The sequence below is a fragment of the Glaciihabitans sp. GrIS 2.15 genome, assembly GCF_035984695.1.
Classification (GTDB): domain Bacteria; phylum Actinomycetota; class Actinomycetes; order Actinomycetales; family Microbacteriaceae; genus Lacisediminihabitans.
Map to the genome: position 1 here is coordinate 347600 of NZ_JAXCHU010000004.1, position 20894 is coordinate 368493.

The 20894-nt window shown below is 64.5% G+C and carries 15 protein-coding genes; 10 read left to right on the top strand and 5 right to left on the bottom strand.

Annotated features, from left to right (window positions below; translation table 11 throughout):
- Positions 1-16: 16 nt before the first annotated feature.
- From RCH11_RS08335 to RCH11_RS08355, 5 genes are all read left to right on the top strand, one after another.
- Positions 17-904, top strand: a complete 888-nt coding sequence (locus RCH11_RS08335) for a DUF6492 family protein (protein WP_327056553.1) — start codon at positions 17-19, stop codon at positions 902-904.
- A 170-nt stretch (positions 905-1074) separates the two neighbouring features.
- Positions 1075-2820, top strand: coding sequence for a DUF4082 domain-containing protein (locus tag RCH11_RS08340; protein WP_327056522.1), 1746 nt, complete (start codon positions 1075-1077; stop codon positions 2818-2820).
- A 25-nt stretch (positions 2821-2845) separates the two neighbouring features.
- The gene (locus RCH11_RS08345; protein WP_327056523.1) at positions 2846-4984 is read left to right on the top strand and encodes a glycosyltransferase; all 2139 of its coding nucleotides are present in this window, start codon (positions 2846-2848) and stop codon (positions 4982-4984) included.
- The gene (locus RCH11_RS08350; protein ID WP_327056524.1) at positions 4981-6369 is read left to right on the top strand and encodes an O-antigen ligase family protein; all 1389 of its coding nucleotides are present in this window, start codon (positions 4981-4983) and stop codon (positions 6367-6369) included. The genes RCH11_RS08345 and RCH11_RS08350 overlap by 4 nt, the downstream gene beginning before the upstream one ends.
- Before the next feature lies 1 nt (position 6370).
- Positions 6371-7108, top strand: a complete 738-nt coding sequence (locus tag RCH11_RS08355; RefSeq protein ID WP_327056525.1) for a chain-length determining protein — start codon at positions 6371-6373, stop codon at positions 7106-7108.
- A gap of 135 nt (positions 7109-7243) precedes the next feature.
- On the opposite strand, the gene pip is transcribed toward RCH11_RS08355, so the two are convergent.
- Positions 7244-8209 (bottom strand): prolyl aminopeptidase, encoded by a 966-nt coding sequence (gene pip / locus RCH11_RS08360; protein WP_327056526.1) that lies wholly within the window; start codon positions 8207-8209, stop codon positions 7244-7246.
- Positions 8210-8370: 161 nt separating this feature from the next.
- On the opposite strand from pip, the gene fdhA reads away from it, so the two are divergent.
- Together fdhA and RCH11_RS08370 are read left to right on the top strand one after the other, a co-directional pair.
- Positions 8371-9585, top strand: coding sequence for a formaldehyde dehydrogenase, glutathione-independent (gene fdhA / locus RCH11_RS08365; RefSeq protein WP_327056527.1), 1215 nt, complete (start codon positions 8371-8373; stop codon positions 9583-9585).
- A gap of 150 nt (positions 9586-9735) precedes the next feature.
- On the top strand, positions 9736-10083 hold the full coding sequence (locus RCH11_RS08370; RefSeq protein ID WP_327056528.1) for a LysR family transcriptional regulator: 348 nt from the start codon (positions 9736-9738) through the stop codon (positions 10081-10083).
- A 55-nt stretch (positions 10084-10138) separates the two neighbouring features.
- Here RCH11_RS08370 and recQ read toward each other — a convergent pair whose 3' ends face one another.
- The 3 genes from recQ to RCH11_RS08385 all read right to left on the bottom strand — a co-directional run bounded on the left by recQ (position 10139) and on the right by RCH11_RS08385 (position 15680).
- On the bottom strand, positions 10139-12091 hold the full coding sequence (recQ, locus tag RCH11_RS08375; RefSeq protein ID WP_327056529.1) for a DNA helicase RecQ: 1953 nt from the start codon (positions 12089-12091) through the stop codon (positions 10139-10141).
- 44 nt (positions 12092-12135) lie between these two features.
- On the bottom strand, positions 12136-13104 hold the full coding sequence (locus RCH11_RS08380; RefSeq protein ID WP_327056530.1) for a CPBP family intramembrane glutamic endopeptidase: 969 nt from the start codon (positions 13102-13104) through the stop codon (positions 12136-12138).
- 71 nt (positions 13105-13175) lie between these two features.
- Positions 13176-15680, bottom strand: coding sequence for a 5'-nucleotidase C-terminal domain-containing protein (locus RCH11_RS08385; protein ID WP_327056531.1), 2505 nt, complete (start codon positions 15678-15680; stop codon positions 13176-13178).
- 101 nt (positions 15681-15781) lie between these two features.
- Between RCH11_RS08385 and RCH11_RS08390 the strand changes: the two genes are divergently transcribed.
- The 3 genes from RCH11_RS08390 to RCH11_RS08400 all read left to right on the top strand — a co-directional run bounded on the left by RCH11_RS08390 (position 15782) and on the right by RCH11_RS08400 (position 19037).
- Entirely contained in the window at positions 15782-16750 is a 969-nt protein-coding gene (locus RCH11_RS08390; RefSeq protein ID WP_327056532.1) for a DMT family transporter, read from the top strand.
- A gap of 8 nt (positions 16751-16758) precedes the next feature.
- Complete coding sequence (locus tag RCH11_RS08395) at positions 16759-17613, top strand: DMT family transporter (protein ID WP_327056533.1); 855 nt, start codon at positions 16759-16761, stop codon at positions 17611-17613.
- Between the two features lie 554 nt (positions 17614-18167).
- Positions 18168-19037, top strand: coding sequence for an endonuclease domain-containing protein (locus RCH11_RS08400; protein WP_327056534.1), 870 nt, complete (start codon positions 18168-18170; stop codon positions 19035-19037).
- Positions 19038-19412: 375 nt separating this feature from the next.
- Here the strand turns inward: RCH11_RS08400 and RCH11_RS08405 are convergent.
- Positions 19413-20894, bottom strand: a 1482-nt coding sequence (locus RCH11_RS08405) for a DEAD/DEAH box helicase (RefSeq protein ID WP_327056535.1), incomplete at its 5' end; no start/stop codon positions are given.

The window sequence follows — 20894 nt, forward strand, 5'->3', positions numbered from 1 at the left end:
CGGGGCGCCCGTGAGCATGGTCGTCGTCACGCCCTCCCACGCCCCTGATCTGGCGAGTTTCCGTCGGCTCCATGCGTCGGTTTTGCGGTGGAGCGATCCTGCAGTCCGCCATATCGTGGCCGTCCCCGAGATAGACGTGCCGCTTTTTCGAGCTGGCGGCGATCAACGACTGGATGTCGTCGGGTACCGCGGGCTGCTGCCGCGCGAATTCATCGAGACCACGCGTCTCGCGCGCCTGCGTGGTCTACCACGTGGGTACCGGATTGGCGCCGTGAATGCCCGCCGACCCTGGCCGCCGATCCGCGGTTGGGTGCTGCAGCAGGTCGTCAAGCTCGCGCTCGTCTCAGGCCTCGATGACGACGTGGCCCTGCTCATCGATTCCGACGTCCTCGCGATCGCGCCGCTCGACCAGACGGTGTTCCGACGGGGCGACGCCGTTCGGCTCTATCGGCTGCCTCACGGAGTCGATGATGGGATGCCACGGCACCGTCGTTGGCTTACCGGGAGCGCGAGACTGCTCGGGCAGGACGTTTCGGAGGCGGACTCCCCCGACTACATCGCCCCTTTCAACAGCTGGGCTCCGGTGGTGGTGCGAGCAGCGCTCGAACGCGTCTCCGAGGTCTCTGGTACCCCATGGAGCCGGACGATCGGCAGCAGCCTCGACTTCTCGGAGTTTATGCTCGTCGGTTCGTTCGCATCGACGAAGAAAGACGGGAGGATCTTCACATCCGATCGCAGCCTCTGCCATAGTCACTGGGATCCCCACCCCCTCACTCTCGCGGCGGCCCAGGCCTTCGTGGAGGCCCTCACTCCCGGCGACCTGGCGATCCACATCCAATCGAACTCCGCGACCCCAGAGGATGTGCTGCGCTGGGTGGCGCAGCGTTTGGACGACCAGCGCTGAGGCATCCGAGCCAGATCGAACCAGACAGAATGCCGAGGGCACTCGACTAAGGTCATCAAGCCTTGCTAACATCAATGCGATGATAATCGACCCCATTCGGGGCATGAGCGCTGGGAGGCGACGTGCCGTCACCGCGACACCCTTTTAGGTTGCCTCGACGGTGGAAGTCCGTGCTCACACCAATCGCGGCCGTCGCAGCCCTTGGTGCGATCGTGGCTCTCGTTACGGCATTCGGTTCCCCCCGTCCCGAATCCACGTCGGCAGTCGGAGCGGCTAGCGCCACTACGATCGCAACGAATCCACTCGCGAAACCCGCAGAACTCGGCGTGCGCTTCTCGGCCTCCGTCGACATTACTATCGCAGCGATCCGATTCTACGAAGGCCCCCGGAATACCGGCTCGCATCTCGGGCGAATCTGGGATGAGAGCGGCCAGGTCCTCGGGACGGTCAAGTTCCCGACGGAGCACCATGTCGGTTGGTCTTCTGCGCCTCTCGACGTCCCCCTCCACGTTGCCGCCGGAACTCAGTTGGTAGCGTCCTACGTCGCACCCGACGGCCATTACGCCGACAATGCCAATGGGTTCGAGAGTCCCGTCACTGACGGTGTGGTCACCTACCCCCGCGGAGCCGGTGTCTATTCAGGGACCGTAGGAGTGATGCCGAAGCTAGTCCGGCACAACTCGAATTATTTGGTCGGTATCTCGTACACGACCAATTCGCCTTCTCCGTCGCCATCAATCACCCATTCGCCCGCCGCTGCGAGTGGCCCTCCGAAGGGAATCGATTTGCCAACGACTCCGTGGTGGGGCGGTCCATCGTATTACGCGAAGTTCCCAAAGGCAGTGGCGTCGGGGTGGACGAGTTCGTCATTCTTCCCGATCTCGGTTTTCTTTGGTAAGCCCAGTGATGCGCCTGCGATGAAGGCTGCGGGCATCAACACCTACATGGGGGCCGAACACGACGGTTCGCCGATCAGTACCATCACCAGCGCGGGAATCGACGTGATCGCCCAGGACGAATGGACCAGGGCCGAGATCGGGAATGATCCGCGGGTGGTGGGATGGCACGTGTCGGATGAGTGCGAGATGGGCTCGAGCGGCTGCGACGGCGACACGGAGACAGCGCGTCTCCTAAAACAGAAACAGCTCGCGGCGCCATTCCGCGATCAAGCGGATGGTCGTTTTCTGCAGTCGAACTTCGGCAATGGGGTGCTTGGCACCTATTGGGCACCTAACACGATGTCGCAATTCGTGGGTTCAGTGGACGTCACCAGCGTGGACAAGTACGCGTACACCTCGCCGGAGGTCGACGGGGTGATTACCCAATCATGGAACTGGCCCAAGGGTAAGGACCCGGCCACCTCGTCTGCGTACGGCTGGCTGCAGGACAGGATGGCATCCTCCTCCGGTGCGGCGACGCCGAACTGGGTATTCGTCGAGGCGGCCAAGCCATTCCTGACCGAGGCCGGGGCCAGCACCATCGCTCCGGCTCAGATTGAGGGCGCGGTGTGGAACGCCATCATCCACGGGGCCGCGGGAATCGCCTACTTCCAACACAACAACAATGGCACTTGCGGGACCTATTCCATCCTGCAATGCGGCGCTGTGTTGACCGCAAAAATCACCGCGATCAATCAGCAGGTGCAATCTTTCGCCCCAGTGATCAACACCCCGTCCTACCGATGGTACTTCGGGCCTGGACTGGACACCAGCGTAAAAGTCTCCGACGGCTCCGCGTACATCTTCGCCATGACAGATGGCAGTACCGGTTCGAAGACCTTCACGCTCCCAAAAGGTGTCACCGGTACCATAAGGGTTATCGGCGAGAACCGCACCATCACCCCCACAAATGGGACCTTCACCGACACCTTCCCCGACGAATACACTCACCATATCTATACGATGGCCTTGAACTAATCCGGGCGCCGTCCGAATCCGATCAGTGGAGGTCGTCCTGGCCGTCATGTCTCCCGACGGTCCCCACGACCTCGCGGTAATTGTCGTCACGTACAACAGTGCTGGGCATGTCGGAGAACTCCTCGACAGCCTTCGGGCAGATGCCGGGAACCTCGCGGTCGCCGTCTTGGTTGCGGACAACGCCTCCGCCGACGACACGGTTGAGGTGGCGCGACTGCACGCCCCTGAGGCACTCGTCTTCGACACGGGCGGAAACCTCGGCTATGCCGCCGCAATAAATGCAGCCTTGGCGCGGCTCGACGGCTCCCGTCCGGTCCTGATCCTCAACCCCGACGCCGCGGTGTCGCCAGGGACTCTTGCGACCATGCTCGGCGCCCTCCGGGATGAGGTCGGCGCCGTGGTCCCGCGCTTCGTCGGCGACGACGGCACGACCGCGCTTTCACTTCGACGGGACCCGTCCTTGAGCGCCGCGCTCGGCGACGCCCTCTTTGGGGCGAGGTTCCGTTCCCGCCCCGGGCGGTTTGCCGAGACGGTCTTCGATCCGATGGTTTACGACGGACCCCAGGCGGTGGAGTGGGCAACAGGAGCCGCGCTACTGCTCAGCCCCGAGGCAGTCGCGGCGGTCGGCCCATGGGATGAACGGTTCTTTCTCTATTCCGAGGAGACCGATTACTTCAACCGCCTTCATAAGGCCGGCTTCCGGGTGATATACACACCTGATGCTGTCATCCGGCATTCGGTGGGTGGATCCGGATCTTCGGCACGGCTGGACGCGCTGATGGCCGTTAACCGCATCCGCTACATCCGCAAGCACCACTCGCGCCCCTACGCTGCCGTCTATCGGAGCCTCATCGCACTGGGCGAGTTACTGCGGCTCGGGCTCCCCGGTCATGCGCTGGCTCTGCGGTCGGTCACGCGCGAGTCGTCGTGGGGGCTGCTCCCCGGTCCGTCGAACCTGGCCTCCGGCACGGGGCCAGGTTCCGAGACCATCGTTTACCTCGGGGGCGTTACGTGGGACGACATCGCTGGCACTGGTCGGCACCTCGTCACGGCACTCGCTCGTCAGGGACGGGTAGTGTGGATCGATCCTCCGGTGTCGGTGCTCCGATGGCGCAGCGGTGCGCTCGGTACTGTTGTCTCCCGACCCCTGGACGGCGTCACTCGCATCCGGACCTTCGGTCCGCCCGCACTGACGCGCCCCATCGTCAGGAATTTCAGCCGACGGCTCGTGGCCGGGCAGATCCGGCATGCGATCCACCGCCTCGGCGTCACTCCCGAGCTCGTGGTTCTCGACTCCTCGAATCGCCGCTTTCCGGCCAGGCTCGCGGGTCTGCGCGTACTTTATGTAACCGACGACTGGGTCGGCGGCGCGGGGCTCATGGGCCTTTCGCCGACCGACACCGAGGAAATACTGCGCCGGAACGCCCACGAAGCCGATCTGGTGCTCGCCATCTCGCCCGCCCTCGCTGAGGTTGTCACGGCGAAGACCAGGGCGGAAAACGTAGAAGTCCTCCCCAACGGTGCGGACCCTGTCGAACGACTCCCTGCGCCCGCGCCCGCTGGTTCACCCGCAATCCTGATCGGAACGCTCAATGAGCGGCTCGACATCAGCATCTTGGAGGGACTCGCACTGGCTGGTCTGCCGCTGATCGTAGTGGGGCCAAGAGCCGACCGCGATCCCGAGTTCGCGCGCCGGCTGGATGCCGTGTTGGCGGCCCCCAGTGCCGAGTGGCTCGGTGCCCGTCCATACGAGGACCTAGCCGGCCTGATGGCATCGGCCTCCGTAGGCGTCACGCCATACGCGGATTCGTCCTTCAACCGGTCGAGCTTCCCCCTCAAGACCCTGGAGTATCTAGGAGCGGGCTTGCCGGTGGTATCGACAGACATCCCCGCGGCCCGGTGGCTTGGCGACGAGCAAATCGACATCGCCGAGTCTTCCGCGGAATTCGTGACTCGGGTTCGAGGGTGGATCGCCGAAGGCCGCACCTTCGACGGGGATCGCGAACGTCATGCGTTCGCTCGGATTCACAGCTGGGATGCACGCGCCGCACGCCTTCGCGAGCTCGCCGCTGGGACGCGGGAGAGGCTGTCTCTCAGACTTTCGCCTGACTCCGATGGCATAGAATCTCGGCTATTGCCTGATCACGGAGGAGAACAGGAATGACCGCTGAGGCATTCGTTCGCTTTCCTCGATTGCGCCGGCCAAGCTACTCGCGCCGATCCTATTTCGTGGGGTTATCGAACGCACCCTTGCTCGTGCGCTTCACGGCGTTCGCGATCTTCTTCTTCCCGTCCAGTATGGTCATCTCGCCGCTCGGCGCCGTCGGCACCGTCTCGATCATGCTGTCGTGCCTCCTGTTTGTGTGCTGGCTCGCATCGTGGTTGTGGGGCTTGCATGATCCGATCCCATTGCGACACCCGGGACGCCTTGCCGGCGCAGTTTTCGCCCTGGGGATCATGGTGTCGTATATCTCGCTGTACGGCGGCTGGGTTGGAGAGGGAACCGTTCCCGGCCTGGCCGCGGCAGACCGCTGGGTGGTGCTGGTCATCGCCAGCCTGGGGCTCATCCTGTGTGTCGGTGACGCCTTGGAGACACGAGATCAGGTGCTGAGCGTCGCCCGCTGGCTTATCGCCGGCGGTTTCTTCAGCAGCCTCGTCGGTCTCATCCAGTTCACCCTCCACGTAAATCCTATGGAGTGGATCCAGGCGGCCATGCCCGGTTTCACTTACAACGGCGGCGACGACGCATATCAGGCGCGAGGCAACCTGGTCAGGGTATCGGGTAGCACCTTCCACGCGATCGAGTTCGCAGTGACAAGCGCGATGCTCCTGCCACTGTCGATATGGCGCTCGATGTTCGACCCGCGAGGCGCCCGCTGGCTCCATTGGGTGCAGACCCTTCTCTTCGGCGCGGCGGTGATCATGACCGTCTCACGCTCGGGAGTCCTGGGCGTGGCGGTCGCGCTGGCTGTGTCTTTGCCCTTCATGCCGCGCCTGGTGCGCCGCTGGGCGATCGTGATCGCGCCGATCCTGATGGTGATCGCATTCGCGATCATCCCTGGCTTCGTTGGCACGATCACGACCGCGCTGACCGCCGACGCGTCTGACCCCTCGATCGCAAACCGTGTCAACAACTACCCGCGCGTCGAGATCATGATCGACAAGCGCCCGCTGTTCGGTACCGGCCCCGGCACCTATGACACCAGCAACCTTGTCAACGTGCTCGACAACCAGTACCTCACGTCCGCTGTCACCACCGGGATCATCGGCCTGGTCTGCGTCGCGTTCTACCTTCTGCTCCCCGGGGTCCTGGCCATCGTCGCGGCGCGGCACACCAGCGATCCGAACGCGAAGGCTCTCGCGGGCGCGCTCGCGGGCGGCCTCGCCGCGGCGGGGGTCTGCTCAGTAGCCTTCGACTCTTTGTCGTTCCCGGTCTTCGCATTGACCTACCCGCTCATGGTGGCGCTCGCCGGTGTTGTATGGAAGATCTGTAAAGCGGAGTCCGGAATCCCCGGCCCACACCCCGTCCCCTTAGAAAGAGGCAAATGACATGGATCCGATCGAGGTCCTCCGACGCCTCTGGCAGCAGCGCTGGTTCGCACTTCCCGCTCTCCTGATCGCAGTCGCCGCGTCCGTACTCGTTTTTGCGTTCGGGCCTCGCGATTACGAGTCGACCGCCTCCTATGCGGTCGTCAGCCCCGGCATCCCGACCGATGCTCAGATTCAGGCCGACCCTGCCCTCGGCAATCTCAACTCGAACAACCCCTATCTGAGGTCAGCGGATTCGACCCTTGTCACGAGCGTCGTGATGACGCAGCTGAACGCGTCGTCCACGGCGGACTATCTCAAGTCGATGGGCCTGGGCACAGACTTCACGGTTGCGCCGAGCGCGGGTGGGTCCGGCTTCATCGCCACGATCACCGGAAGGGGTGGCACACCAGCCCAGTCCGTCGCGACGACCAAGGAGCTCGGGTCGATGTTCACCTCGACCCTTCGACGGATCCAGACCGTGAATGGGGCGGACGACCGCTACTTGTTCACGGCGATCCAAGCATCGGCACCGGATCGGGCGACTGAGAAAATATCCAGTCGACTGCGCACCGTGATCATCGTTGCCGTCTGCGGCATCATCCTGATCTTTGGCTTTGTGTCACTCGGCTCCGCATTATCGGCACGACGTTCACAGCGCGGGCGGACCACGCGGGGGGGCATGATGCCGAGCAGCCAACTCCGAGGGAAGCGTCCGCGGCGGCGCGGAGCGACGGCGGCTCTGAGAGGGCCCCGGTGAGCGCTACCACAGCGCGTCGATCGCCCTTATTGAGCTGGCGAGCGCGTTCGATAACACGATCGTGAGCCTGCACGGTTGACAACCAAGGGGAGTTGTAGCCGCGGCTCATCCGAGTAGGTATCGAGTGCCGCGTGTCTAGGTCGGGCCGGCGGCGAATCGATCGGTGGCATCGATAAGCGCGGAGAGGATGCCCGGTTCGTCGAACGCGTGGCCGGCATCCGGCACCATCACGAACCTCGCCTCCGGCCAGGCACGGTGCAGATCCCAGGCCGTGACGGCCGGCGTGCAGATGTCGTAGCGTCCCTGGATAATCACGCCGGGAATGTCTCTGAGCAGGCGCGCATCGCGGATCAGCTGGCCGTCGTCGAAAAAACCACGATTGACGAAGTAGTGGTTTTCGATTCGGGCGAAGGCCAGAGCGTAATGCGGATCGGAAAAGATGGACACCACGTTCGGCGTGGGCAACAGAGTGATGGTGGATGCCTCCCAGACCGACCAGGCCACAGCGGCCGGCCCGTGGATCGCGGGGTCTGGATCATTGAGCAGCCGAGAATATGCCTGAATCAGCATATTGCGCTCCTCGAGCGGAACGGGAGCAAGGAAATCCTCCCAGGCATCGGGAAAGACCGCCTCTGCGCCACCCTCGTAGAACCAGTCGAGCTCTGACTTGCGCAGCGTGAAAATACCCCTCAGCACGAGTTCAGAGACTCGACTCGGATGCGTCTGCGCGTAGGCGAGCGCCAGCGTGCTGCCCCAGGATCCGCCGAACACCAACCAACGATCGATCCGCAAGTACTGCCGCAACAGCTCGAGATCGTCAATCAGGTGCCAGGTGGTGTTGGTGCTGAGGTCGATGCCAGCGTCGCTCGCGTGCGGGAGGCTCCGACCGGAGCCGCGCTGGTCGAACAGCACGATGCGGTACTTCGCCGGATCAAACAGGCGGCGGTGATTGGGCTGCGTCTCGCCACCCGGTCCACCGTGCAGGAACACCGCAGGCTTGCCGTCGGGATTCCCCGAGGTTTCCCAGTAGATGCTCTGACCGTCGCCGACATCCAGTAGCCCGAAGTCATAAGGGTCGATTTCAGGATAAAAGTTACGCATTCTGCGATCTTATGACGTGGGTCCGTCCACGGAACATTAGCCCCAATCTGGCCGCACGGATAGGAGGGATTCCCCCCACAGACTCACCATCTCGAGCGATCTACGATCGAATAACTGTGGGTATCGAAGAAAGGTGCCCGAATAGATCGAGGAGGATCGGAATGTCAGGAAATAGGGCTGTTGCCTACAAGGAACCCGGCAAGGTCGAGGTCATCGACATCGACTACCCCACCTTCGAACTGAAAGACGGACCGGGCGTCAATCCGGCTAACATTGGCCGCAAAGTGCCGCACGGCGCCATCATTCGCACTGTCGCCACCAACATTTGCGGCTCGGATCAGCACATGGTGCGCGGGCGCACCACTGCCCCGGCCAACCTCGTGCTTGGTCACGAAATCACCGGCGAGGTGGTGGAAGTCGGCCCGGGCGTCGAGTTCGTCAAAGTCGGCGATCTCGTCTCGGTGCCGTTCAACATTGCCTGCGGCCGCTGCCGCAATTGCAAAGAACGCAAGACCGGCATTTGCCTCAATGTGAACCCGGATCGCCCGGGAAGCGCCTATGGGTACGTCGACATGGGCGGCTGGGTGGGCGGTCAGGCCGAGTACGTGCTCGTGCCCTACGCGGACTGGAACCTGCTCGTGTTCCCCGACCGCGACCAGGCCCTTGAGAAGATCATGGACCTCACGATGCTGTCCGACATTTTCCCGACCGGCTTCCACGGGGCGGTTACCGCCGGGGTGGGGGTCGGATCGACCGTGTACGTTGCGGGCGCCGGCCCAGTGGGGCTGGCAGCCGCGTCATCCGCGATGCTGCTCGGTGCTGCGGCGGTGATTGTCGGAGACATGAACGCCGATCGCCTAGCCCAGGCTCGGACCTTCGGGTGCGAAACAATCGATCTCTCCGTCGGTGAAATCGCCGACCAGATCGAGCAGATTCTGGGAGTGCGAGAGGTGGACTGCGGCGTTGACGCCGTCGGCTTCGAGGCCAAGGGCCATCACGGTGGCGGCGAAGCACCGGCGACAGTGCTCAACTCCCTGATGGATATCACGGCGGCGGGCGGCGCGATGGGTATTCCCGGGCTGTACGTCACCGGCGATCCAGGCGGCGTAGACGCGGCCGCCAAAACGGGGTCCCTGTCCCTCAGCCTCGGCACCGGATGGGCGAAGTCGCTGTCATTCACGACCGGCCAGTGTCCGGTGATGAAGTACAACCGCGGGCTCATGATGGCGATCCTGAACGACCGAGTGCACATTGCCAAGAATGTGAATGCCAAGGCGATCACTCTCGACGAGGCTCCGCGTGGCTACGCAGAGTTCGACGCCGGAGCAGCGACGAAGTACGTGCTCAACCCGAATGGTTACCTGGACGCCGCCTAGCGCCGAAGTGCAGGGAGGGCCCGGCGATCACACGGTCGCCGGGCCCGTTGTCGCGTTGGGCTACCTCCGCGCCTCGCCAGCCGCGCCGCCCGAGGGCCGCGTACCCTGAAGGTCTGGTTGCGAAGCGCGGCCGGGACCGAGGAGCTTTGCGTGAAGATCACCCACCTGCGGCATTTCGTGGCCGTTGCCGAGGAAATGCATTTCGTTCGCGCCGCCAATTCCCTCGGCATCTCCCGCGCGAAACTCGACTCGTCTATTCGCACGCTCGAGACCGAGATCGGTTCTGACCTGTTCGACCGCCGCCAAGAGACGACAACCCTCACCGGTGCGGGAGAGGCACTTCTCGAGCAGGCTCGGAGCGAGCTCGCGGAGTTCGACAATCGACCACCGGCTCCCGCTGCACCGCCCGGCGGCAAGGCCAGGGCATCCAAGGGCAAGGGTCGCGCGCCGATCGTAAAGGGTGAACCCCGACCCTACAAGAATCGCCAATCGCGCTAGTCAGTGCAGGTCCCGGGCGCGCAGGTCCCGGGCGCGCAGGTCCCGGGCGCACCGCTCAGCCGCGAAGCACCTCGAGGATCGCCTCCCCGTACTTGGCAAGCTTGTTCTCTCCAACGCCACTCATCGTGCCGAGCTCGGCGAGAGTCGTCGGGGTGCCGGTAGCGATTTCGCGCAGGGTCGCATCGTGGAAGACGACGTAGGCAGGAACGCCCTGCTCCTTCGATTCTGCCGCCCGCCACATCCTCAGGCGCTCGAACACCGGAGCTGCACCCGCGGGCAGCTCGACGGCAGGACCACGGCGCGACCTGGTCGGTCGTACTGCCCGCTCGGGTTCACGGCGCAGCATCACCGGTCGCTGTCCGGCGAGCACGGTCGTGCTTGCCTCCGTCACGACGAGCGTGCCGTATTCGCCCTGCACCGCGAGGAGTCCCTGCGCAAGCAACTGCCGCACGACCCCCCGCCACTCCTGGTCAGTGAGCTCGGTACCGATGCCGAAAGTCGACAGTGACGCATGGTCATTCTGGGTAATGCGGGCGGTGCTGCGCCCCAGCAGGATGTCCACGATCTGCCCCGCTCCGAACTTCTGGTTACGCTCGCGCTGCAGCCTCACGATCGTGGAGAGCAGTTTCTGCGCTGGCACAGTGCCATCCCACGATTCGGGGGGCGCGAGGCAGGTGTCGCAGTTACCGCAGGGCGTCGATTCCTCACCGAAGTACCCAAGGAGCTGCACCCGACGGCACTCGACGGTCTCGCAGAGGGCGAGCATCGCGTCGAGGTGCAGGCCGAGGCGGCGGCGGTGCTCTGCGTCACCCTCAGAGCCTTCGATCATGCGGCGCTGCTGCATGACATCCTGCAGCCCGTAGGCGAGCCAAGCGGTGGACGGCAGGCCATCACGACCGGCGCGGCCGGTCTCCTGGTAATAGCCCTCCACCGACTTGGGAAGGTCGAGGTGCGCCACGAACCGCACGTCGGGCTTGTCGATGCCCATCCCGAAGGCGATGGTGGCGACCATGACGATGCCGTCTTCGCGCAGGAACCGTGACTGGTTCGCCGCTCGCACGCGCGAGTCGAGACCCGCGTGATAGGGAAGGGCCGCGATGCCGTTCTGCACCAGGAAGTCGGCCGTCTGCTCAACCGACTTGCGCGACAGGCAGTAGACGATGCCCGCGTCTCCCGGGTGCTCGCTGCGCAGCAGCTCGAGCAACTGCTGCTGGGGAGCGTTCTTCGCCGCGATGCGGTATTGGATGTTTGGACGGTCGAAGCTCGCGACGAAATGCCGGGCATCGCTCAGCTGCAGTCGCTTTTGGATCTCGAGGTGGGTCTGCTCCGTCGCGGTTGCCGTGAGGGCGATGCGCGGCACGGTCGGCCAGCGCTCATGCAGCATCGACAGCTGAAGGTAGTCGGGTCGGAAGTCGTGGCCCCACTGCGAGACGCAGTGGGCCTCGTCGATCGCGAAGAGGGAGATCGCGGCTCGGTCGAGAAGATCCGCCGTCGCCGGCACGCGCAGTCGCTCGGGCGCGAGATAGAGCAGGTCAAGTTCGCCGTTGAGTAGGGCGTGTTCCACGCCCCGGCGCTCGGACTGGTCCTGGGTGGAGTTGAGGTACGCCGCACGCACGCCGACAGCGGAAAGGGCATCCACCTGGTCCTGCATCAGGGCGATCAGTGGAGAGATGACGACCCCGGTGCCCTCGCGCACGAGCGCGGGGATCTGGTAGCAGAGCGACTTGCCGCCACCGGTGGGCATGAGCACGAGGGCGTCCCCACCATCGACCACTTGCTGGATGATCTCGGCCTGGTCACCGCGGAAAGAGTCGTAACCGAAGACCGTCTGGAGAGCATCGTTCGCGCTCGAATATTTGGAGGAAGCATATTTGGAGGAAGAGGGACGAGTTGGCTCGCGAGCGATGAATTCTCTCTCACGATCGCCATCGGAGGGAGGTTCGTAATCGAACTCGTCCGGTGGGACGAGGTCGTCGGGATCCCAGGGGATGTCCGCGCTCCAGCTCACCCTACAGATCCTTCTCTCGTGCCTCTCTTGCCCACCGGGCGAGTCTAGCCGCGGGCTGTGACAGTGCCCTCCGTGCCGCCTTCGCTGTGCACAATGGTCGCCGGATCCGGCGGTGCAGGCAGCGTGATCACCCGCACCCTCTCCAGCGCGAATCGCTTCGCCGCGCGCGCTACGAGCCACGCATAGAGCGCGAGGGTGACTGCCGAGATTGCGACCTCGAGGCCGCTGCCGGTTTTGGAATTCACGTCGACAAGGCCGAAGGCACCGATCACGAAGATCACCGTGTTGTTCACGACGTGGGCCACAATGGATGCCTCGAGCCCTCCCGTCTTGAAGACCAGCCACCCGGCCACCACGGCAAACACTGACACGTCGATGAGTCCCCACACGTCGTACTGGTGACCGATGGTGAACAGCGGCACCGGTAGCAGGATCGCGAACAGCGGATGCTTCAGCCAGCCGCCGATCGTCTGGGCCAGGTACCCGCGGAAGAAGAATTCTTCGGCGGTGGCCTGCAGCGGCACGAGCAGCACCGCCACGAGCACCACAGGCCAGGTGCTCGCTGTCACCGACGCGACCGGAAGTGTCTCGCCCGTCAGCAAGGGCAACAGCAGCACAGAAAACAGGGTAGAGGCGCCGTACGCGATGACGACGGGAAGGATGAGTCGCAACATCCATCGCCAGCGCAGCCGACCAGCGATCGACGACAGCAGGCCGACCGGGCGCGGCCCCATAATGAGGCGCGCGAGCCAGATCGATGGCAGGATCACCGCGATCGAGGAGAGCGAGAACCCGAGCACCACGGGAAGGCTGTTATCGATTTGGCCCGTGGTGATGAGCTTCGTGATCACCGGTCGCACTTCGGGGAAGACCAGCGTGGAGGCCAGCAGCAGCACGACGAGCACGATGGTGAAGACGACGAAGATGCCGAGGGCGATCAGCCCGGTGACGAGCGGCTTCCACCAACGGTAACCGGGAGCGCTTCGGGCGAGATGGTGATAGGCGAATTCCACGCGAAAAGACTAGCTAGTGAAACGGGGAGTCCGATCAGAGCCGAACTCCCCCCGTTGACGAGGTCGGCGGCTCAGCGCACGAGAACCAGCGCCGGGAACGACGCCGAATCCACGAGCTGCGCGTCACCCGAGTAGGTTGCGGTGAGCAGGTGGATGCCTCGGCGCAACTTCGGAAGCGTCACTGTGACCCGGCCATTGTCGGCGGGTGTCAGGGTCACGGCGGTGAGCACGTTCCGCCCATCGCGCACGACGATGTCACCCGTCGGCACCAGGCCATGGCCCGTGACGAGAACCCGATAGGCGACCGGTGATTTGTGGCTCACGAGCACGCGGTCGACGGTTCCGCGGGTGACGGATGCCAGACGATCGACCGTTATAGCGGCAGAGGTCGCGACTCCCGGGGTGGTGCCTGGCGCGCTGGCGGTGACCGTTACCGTGATCGCTCTGCCCGCATCCGCTGCGACCGGTGAGTAGCTCGCGGCGGTCGCTCCATCAATGGGTGCTCCCGCACGATTCCACCGGTAGGCGAGCGTCGGAGAGGTGACACTCCAGGTGCCAGGAGACGCTGTGAGAATGTGGCCCACCGTCGCGGTTCCACTGATCACGGGAGCGGTAACCGAAGCTATGGTCGGCACAGTGATGGTGAGCGGGACATCGATCGCCGTTCCGGTCTGCGGTACAGCGACGGTCAGCACCAGGGTTCCCGCCGGGGTGGCGGTGGGGATGGTGACTGCGACGGATGCCCGGCCGGTCTCATCCCCGAGGTCAATGATTGCGGGATCGATGGCCGACTGGGCGAGCACGGTGCCGCCCACGCTTACTGTGGCGGTGCCGCTATTCGGCTCACCGTTCGAGAACAGCAGGGAGGACAGCCCGAGGGTCACGATGTCACCCGGTGTCGCTGCGGCCGCGGACAGGGTGACGCCAACGGCACGCTGAGCGTAGTCCAGAGAGGCGACCGGGTTGGCGACGAAGTAGTCGACCATGCTCTGCAGGTCGATCTTGCCGGTGTCACCCGTGTTCGTTCCCGTGGCGAGTGTCACGAAGTTGTCACCGCCAGAGGCGAGGAACGAATTCGCCACCACCGTGATCGAGTCGGTGGATGCCACGGGCAGGCCGTTGAGGGTGATCGCCGTGATGTGGCTGCCGGCTGCTGCCGTGGGGTCATAGCGATACTCGAGAGACTTCGACACGCCGAGCTTGAGGAACGGGCGGGTTGAGGCGGCTGGCTGCCACTGCTCCTCGAGCACCTGCCTGAGCTGAGCACCGGTGAGCGTCTTCGTCACCAGGGTATTCGCGAAAGGCTGCACGCTCGCAGCCTCCTGGTAGGTCACGCGCCCGTCGACATCGTTGGGAGTGTTGGCGCTGGCCTTATACCTGAGGTCGGTGCGAAGCCCTCCCGGATTCATCAGCGCCACCTGCGCTTTTCCGTTCGTGGCCCACAGCTGCACGTCTGCCACGAAGTTGCCGAGCGGAGACTCCCCACCGCGGTTCTCGGTCACGCCGTCCTTCTGGCTCGCCCGGTTGAAGTCGGCGGTGATCGTACCGACGGGCACCGAGCCCCTGTCTTTCGCGGCGGCCGCGGCGGCGGCAACGATTGCCGCGACCGCGGCATCAGGAGCGAATGCTCCAAACAGCGGCTTCACTTCGGAGCTGATACTGAGCAGCGCCTTCGTCGTTGGATCTACCGACAGAGAGATGTGGCCGTATTTCTCGCCGTACTTGCCCGCCTGCAGCACCGGACGGGTGCGGTCGGTGCCCGGGATCGGCAGCTGCCAGTTGTAGGCCTGGTGCGTGTGGCCCGACACGATGGCGTCGACGTTGGCGTCCACAGTATTCACGATCTTGCCGAAGGCCGAGTCGCCGGTGGCGCTTGCGAGCGTGGTGTCTGCCGCGCCCTCGTGCACCGTCAGGACTATGACATCCGCCTCACCGTTGGCCGGGTTGCCGTCGCTGAGCTGGTCGGCCACGCGATTGACCTCGGTCGGGATGTCGCGGAACTCGAGGTTTGCAACCCCCGCCGGACTCACGAGCGAGGGGGTCTCATCCGTCGTCGCTCCGATGAACCCGACGGTCACGCCGCCGGTCTGCTTGAGCGCGTACCGGGCGAATTCGGGCTGGCCGGTCGTTCTGTTGTAAATGTTGGCGCTGAGCAGCGGATAGTTGGTGGCCGGAATAATTCGGCCCTCGAGATCGGCCTGGCCCCCGTCGAGCTCGTGATTGCCGATCGCACTCGCATCGACGCCGATCGCGTTGAGGGCGTCGATGGTGGGCTGGTCCTTCTGGATGAAGCTCGTGAATGTGGAGGCCCCGATTGAGTCTCCACCGGAAACGACAAGCGTGTTCGGGTTGGCCGCCCGGAACGACGTGACCAGGCCGCCGAGCACGGCGGCACCCGCTGACGGCGAGGATGCCTCGAGACGGCCGTGAAAGTCGTTGAAGCTGAGGATGTCGATGGCGACCGGTGCCTCCGCAGCGGTCGCGGCCGAACCAGCGAGGGTGGGAATACCGAGAGCGACGGTGAGGGCGATTGCTGCAAGAGTAAATCGGTGGGAACGGGCTGCGAAAAGTGCCATGACTCCGGGAGTCTCCTTGGATTGCGGACCTGTCTTTATAAGAACGTGAGTAGAAGAAAGCCTATAGACGACCAGGTTCACCCCCGATTGGGGGGTTTGAAATGCACCCTAGCGTCTCGGGCGTCGCCGACGGAAGCATCTTCACGAAATCGTCATCGATGCTTACCGCTACCGTTGAGTACTCCCACCAGAAAAGGTCCCCCGTGCTCGCTGTGTTCATCGGCGTCACGGCAGCGCTCATTTTCGGGTCTGCAGACTTCGCTGGCGGCATGGCCGCGAAGCGCATCAGTGCGGTACGCGTGACCGCGATCGGTGGCCTGTCCGGACTCGTCATCCTGCTGCTCGCTTTTCCGTTGTTTCCGAGTGTCTGGTCGACGAAGGCGGTGCTCCTCGGCGGCGTCACCGGCATCACCGGCGCCTTCGCGGTGGTGCTGCTCTACGCCTGCCTCGCGATCGGGCCGATGAGCATCCTCTCCCCGCTGACGGCCGTGATCTCGGCCATGGTGCCGGTACTCGCCGGCGTCGTGCGTGGTGAGCACCGTGGTGGGCTCGGCTATGTCGCCATCGTCGTGGCCTTCGTCGCGGTCGTGCTCGTGGGGTTTGTGCCCGAGAAGGGAGCAGTTCGGCCGTCGCTCCGGGCTCTGGCAATGGCGGTCGGGGCGGGGGCGCTCATCGGTGCGTTCCTCATCCTGATCGACCTGACTCCGCGAGACTCCGGGCTGGTGCCCCTGGTCATGAGCCGCACTGTAAATGCCATCGTGATGTTCAGCGCAATCGGTATCGGTGCCCTCTTGGCACGACGGCGCGGAACCACTCCACGAGCGGTCGGCGGATGGAAGCCGGGACTGGTTCTGGCAATCGTCGCAGGAGTGATCGACGCGATCGCGAACGCACTGTTGCTGTTCGGTCTTCGGCAGGGCGAACTCACCATCCAATCCGTGCTTACCGCGCTCTATCCGGCCGGCACGATCCTCCTCGCCGCAATCGTGCTGCGCGAACGGATCGCACCGATTCAGATCGTCGGACTCGTGCTCGCGCTTGTCGCCGCCGCCATGCTAGCCGTGGGCTAGGCACCACCATGTTGAGTGTCGCCCTCGCGCTCGCCGGCTCCGTGATCTACGGAGCAAGTGATTTTTTCGGCGGTCTCGCCGCACGGGGCACCAGTGCCGTGCGGGTGACCCTGATCAACTCGATCGCCGGCCTCGCGGTGCTGGTGGTCGCTGCCCTCGTGCTGCCCAGCCGATGGGGTGCACCCGTGCTGCTCTGGGGCGTTCTGGCCGGGGTCTGCGGTGCTGTCGCGCTGGTGCTGCTCTACGCCTGCCTCGCTCTTGGACCGATGAGCATCCTGTCCCCCATCCTGGCGCTCGTGGCCGCGGTGATCCCGATCACCGTCGGGTTCGTGCGTGGAGAGCGGCTGAGCGGCCTTGGTTACCTCGGCCTCGCGATCGGGCTCCTTGCGATCGTCCTCATCTGCCTCGTGCCGGGCGAGCGTGCCGTGCGGCCGAGCCCACGCGGCCTCCTGATGGCAGTGGGGGCCGGGGTCGCGATCGGCGGGTACCTTGTCTTCATCGACCTGACCCCACCCGACAGCGGGCCGGCGCCACTCCTCGTCACCTTTGTCGTAACCGGCATCGTCATGTCGGTCGCGCTACTCGGCCAGCGCCTGGCCCGGCGGGGCACGCCGAGGCCGACGATCACCCGCGTGACGGTGGGCTTCGCAGTGCTCTGTGGGGTGACCGATGCCGCTGCCGCGTTCCTGTTCCTTCTCGCGTTGAGAATGGGGGAACTCTCGATCGTGTCGGTGCTGAACGCCCTCGCACCGGCCGGCACGATCGTGCTGGCCGCGGTGGTGCTGCGGGAGCGGATCGCGCCGGTGCAGTGGATGGGACTCGCCGTCGCACTTGTCGCGGCGGTTTTGCTCGCGCTGGCCTGACCTTCCGGCGCGGTTCCCGCGCGGCGTTGGGCGATGCGCTTGAGGGTGGTGATGCCGCCAGCACGGAACTGAAAGAGTGGGTCGTAGCTCTGGAGTCCCTGTTTCGAGGGAGGGCCTGGGGCATCCGTCGCCGGTCGCGAGCACTCGCCGGCCTGTTATCGCCCGAGCGCCGCCTACCGTCCGTACGCGCGAGCTACCAGCGTGCGCTGCCGAACCCGAGCGGCCGTCGGGAATAGATTCATCATCGGTTTGCTGCTCTCGCGGACTACCGATGTCCGTCGCCGATGCCGCGCTACAGCTGGTCGGGCTGCGTTGGGGCGGGAGGTGGTGGGGATTGAGGTGGGGCTCCGGTGGTGGCTGCGGTGGTGGAGAAACCAACGGCCTAGAGCAGCGCGGGAGGGAGTTTTTCAGAATCAGCGCGCGCTGGAGGGAGTTTTTCGATGGGAATGAAGATTCCCCTCCCGACTCGTCCTCCCCAAGCCGCCATTCGGGCAGCGACGCACAATTTCGTCGAGAGGAATCCGCGGGGCTAGCCATCGTTTCACCCTTGAGCCATGCAAATCACAAGGACCATGGAACAGTTCGGGTTTCTCGCCTCGCGTCGGCAGCTCAAAAGCATGAACATCGGGCGTCATCGCATCGACCGGGCAATCGCTGACGGCGACCTGTTACCGGTGCGGATGGGATGGGTTGCGACCGCGAACGCGAGCCAGGCCTCCATCATCGCAGTACTCCACGGTGCGCGGTTGACCGGCGGTACGGCCCTGGGCTCCTACGGAATCTGGTGTGGTGACGACCATCGAATTCATCTCCAGGTTCCTGAGGATTCCCATCGTGTGACGCAGGCTCCTCTCACCCCCATCGCTCGGTTCACGCCCCCGCGATTCTTCGTCCCCACACTTGTGACCCATTGGGCCCCGTTTGAGATCGGTGAGGGCCTGGCACCGGCGTGGCGGGTGTCCATCTCAGATGCGATCGGCCGCTTCGCGACTACTGAACCCGTGGAGCAGGTCGCCGCCGCGTTAGAGAGCGCAGTCACCGCGAATCGGATGACGCGTCGGGCTGTTGCGCACATCATCCAACGCCTCCCGAAACGCCTGCATCGGCTCTCGAAGGACTTGACATTTCTCGCCGGGTCCGGCCTGGAAACAATCGCCAGAATGCGGTTTGACGCACTCGGCCTTCGGGTTGTGCAGCAGGTGCAGATCGGGATTGACAGAGTCGACCTTGTCATTGATGGATGGCTCGTTATCGAGCTGGATGGCGACCAATGGCACGAGGCGGCCACCGATCGAATACGCACGAATCGCATCATCCGATCGGGTTACGGTGTGTTGAGGTTCGGCTACGCCGACATCTTCGAGCGCTGGGAGGAAACGGTGGCGACTGTGATGCGGATGCTCGAGGATGGGCACCGCAGATGAGTCCCGGGTGTGTCTGCTGCAGATCGCGTTCGCGACGGCGATCGATTTCGTCGGCCGCTCCGCAGCGAGGGAGGGAAATATCCGAATCTCATCGAAAACTCCCTCCATCTGATGCTAATTGCTCAAAAATCCCTCCCGCGGAGAGGAGGAGCTGAGGCGGAGAGGCGGTGGCTGAGGCGGAGAGGTGGCGGTTGAGGAGGAGAGGTGGCGGTTGAGGAGGAGGAGGAGGAGGAAGTGAAGGAGGAGGAGGAGGAGGAGGTGGTGAAATCGATTGGGACCGCGGCGCTACGCCCATCGTCGCGTGAGTTTCGACACGCTAAGCCCCGAAGGGCGCCCACCCCGAAGGATGGACGCCCTGCACGATCACCGCTATTTTTACAGCGCGGCAAGCTCTTCGATCACGCGATCGCCGGGAGCGGCGATCTGCATGGACGCCTTGATCTCGGCACGTCCAAGCAGCTCATCCATACGGCGGCGGCGCGCCTTCGAAATCAGGGTGACGACGGTTCCGACCTTGCCCGCGCGGCCGGTACGACCGGAGCGGTGCAGGTAGGTCTTGTACTCATCCGGAGCGTCGGCTTGGATGACGAGACTGATGTCATCCACGTGGATGCCGCGAGCCGCCACATCCGTCGCCACCAGCACGTTAACCCGCCCGCTCGTGAGCAGTTGCAGGTTGCGCGTGCGGCGCGACTGGTTGAGGTCGCCGTGCAGGGAGGTGGCCGGGATGCCGGCATCCTCGAGCTGGTCGGCCAGTTGCTCGGCGAACGCACGGGTACGGGCGAAAATGAGCGTCTTACCTTCGCCAGCAGCGAGCTCCTCGATGATGCGGGTCTTGTCGCGCTGCTCGATGAGCAGCACACGGTGGTCGATCGTGGACGAAGCCTGGTCTTCACCGGCGACCTCGTGCACGGCCGGCTCCTTGAGGAACTGCTTGACCAGGGTGGCGACACCCTTATCGAGAGTGGCCGAGAACAGCAGCTTCTGACCGCCCTTCTTGGTGGACTCGAGGATGCGCTGCACCGGCTCGAGGAAGCCGAGATCGCACATATGGTCGGCCTCGTCGAGCACGGTTACGAAGACCTCGCTGAGATCGAGACGGCCCTGCTCAATGAGGTCCTCGACTCGGCCCGGTGTGGCGATGACGATATCGACGCCGCGCTGGAGGGTAGAGACCTGCTTGTACTGCGGAACCCCGCCGACAATTGTCGTGGTGAACAGGCCGACGCTGCGGGCGATGGGCTGTACCGTGCGGTCGATCTGCATCGCGAGCTCGCGGGTAGGAGCGAGGATCAGCGCGCGGGGCTTGCGGCCCGGCTTGCGTCCGGCGCCACCCATGTTCTCCATCAGGCGCTCGACGAGCGGTGCCCCGAAGGCGATGGTCTTGCCGGATCCGGTCTTTCCGCGACCGAGCACGTCCTTGCCGGCGAGCACATCCGGGATGGTGGCGGCCTGGATCGGGAACGGCGACTCCGCACCCATCAGGATGAGCTGGCGAGTCATGTTGTCGCCGATGCCCAGGTCTTTCCAGGTGACACCGGCCGCGTCGCCCGCGGTGATGACCTTGGCCTCGAGACGCTCGAGCACGACGTCTTCGTGGGCGGCGAACGCCGCGGACTTGGAGTCGTTCTTGGCCGGGTAGTAGTCGCTGTCGCGGCGGGGTGCGCGATCATCAAACGAGCGCTGCGGACGGTCGTTGCTGTACGACGGGCGGTCCGTACGAGCGGGACGGTCGTTATAGGCCGGACGCTCGGTACGAGCCGGACGGTCGTTATAGGCCGGACGCTCGGTACGAGCCGGACGGTCGTTATAGGCCGGACGCTCGGTACGAGCCGGACGGTCGTTATAGGCCGGACG